Annotated in this window: 1 protein-coding gene; it reads right to left on the bottom strand. The window is 69.2% G+C overall.

The genetic code is table 11. The annotated features are described in order from the left end of the window. Window positions 1-29: 29 nt before the first annotated feature. Complete coding sequence (locus tag NCC78_RS31710; protein ID WP_250799129.1) at window positions 30-1,148, bottom strand: IS630 family transposase; 1,119 nt, start codon at window positions 1,146-1,148, stop codon at window positions 30-32. Window positions 1,149-1,313 lie beyond the last annotated feature (165 nt).

Below are 1,313 nucleotides of genomic sequence, written 5' to 3'. Positions count from 1 at the left end.
AGTGCCTCTCGTCGGTAATTCGTCGGGGGTCACGCGGCGGCGGGTAGGAACTCGTGGGCGGCGAGTCGTTTGAGCAGGGCGTCGAGGTCTCTCTTGGTGTATCGCCAGTTGAACGGTCGGGCGCCGAGGTTGTAGTGCTCCTGGAACGCCATGAGCCGGTCCTGGACATCGGCCAGGTCGTAGAAGTCGTTCGGCGTGACGACCTTGCGCTGCACGATCGAGAAGTACAGCTCAACCTGGTTCAGCCACGACGCGTGGATCGGCAGGTGGACCAGCGTCGCAGTAGGCCACGCCTCAGTCATGCGGTCGGTAGAGGCCTGCCCGCGGTGGGAGGAGCCGTTGTCCACGATCCAGAACACCCGATCCGCTGAGGCGTAGGGCTCCCTGGTCATGACCTGCTCGACCAAGCGGGCGAACGGGGCCAGCCCGGTCGAGGGCTCACAGCGGCCGAACACCCTGCCGTGGTGCACGTCCAACGCGGCCAGGTACGCCAAGGCGCCGCCGCGTTCGTACTCGTGCTCGACACGCATCAGCCTCGACCGGCCCGGCGGCAGGGTGGGATGGCAGCGGCACCGAGCCTGGATCGAGGTCTTCTCATCCGCGCTGATGACGAACTCGCCCGCGCCGAGCGGTTGGCCGTCGAAGGCGCGTGCATACAGGTCCAGCACTGTGCTGGCCTTGACGGCGAACTGCGGGTCCCGGGGGAAGATCCACGACCGGTGCCGCCAGGGTTTGATCGCATCGGCGGCCAGCCAGCGCGCCACCGTCGCCGCCGAGATGTCCTCCACGACACCAGCGGCCACCGCCTCGCCGGCCAGATCAGCCGCACTCCACCGGGACAGTGGCACGCCACGCTCGGCCGGCAACTCACACGCGAGGGCTTTAACCTGCGCGGCCTGCACATCGCTGAACCGGCGCGGCCGGCCAGGACGCGGCGCGTCGGCCAACCCGTCCAGCCGCCGCCGGTAGAAACGCACCCGCCATTTACGCACCGTATCCACGTGCACCCGCTGATCGGCGGCGATCAGGGTGTTGCTGGCGCCATCGGCTGCGGCCAGCACGATACGAGCCCGCACCACCAGCCGGTAGGAGGTCGTAGGCCGGCGAGCCAGCGCCTGCAGGGCGGCACGCTCATCAGCGTCGAGCATGATCGGGTACGGGGATGACGGGGGCATCGCAACGTTGTGCCACCCGCACCGCCCCCGCGCCGGCACCGACACGCCGGCACAGCGGTGGGGCAGGATGGCAGTCGTGGCCAAGCCCCCACCCGAGTCGACCAAGACCAGCCTGCGTCAACGCCTGAGCGCGCACGC

It is taken from the genome of Micromonospora phytophila (assembly GCF_023656545.1).
In the GTDB taxonomy this organism is placed as follows: Bacteria; Actinomycetota; Actinomycetes; order Mycobacteriales; family Micromonosporaceae; genus Micromonospora; species Micromonospora phytophila.
This window is presented reverse-complemented; position numbering and strand designations above follow the sequence as displayed.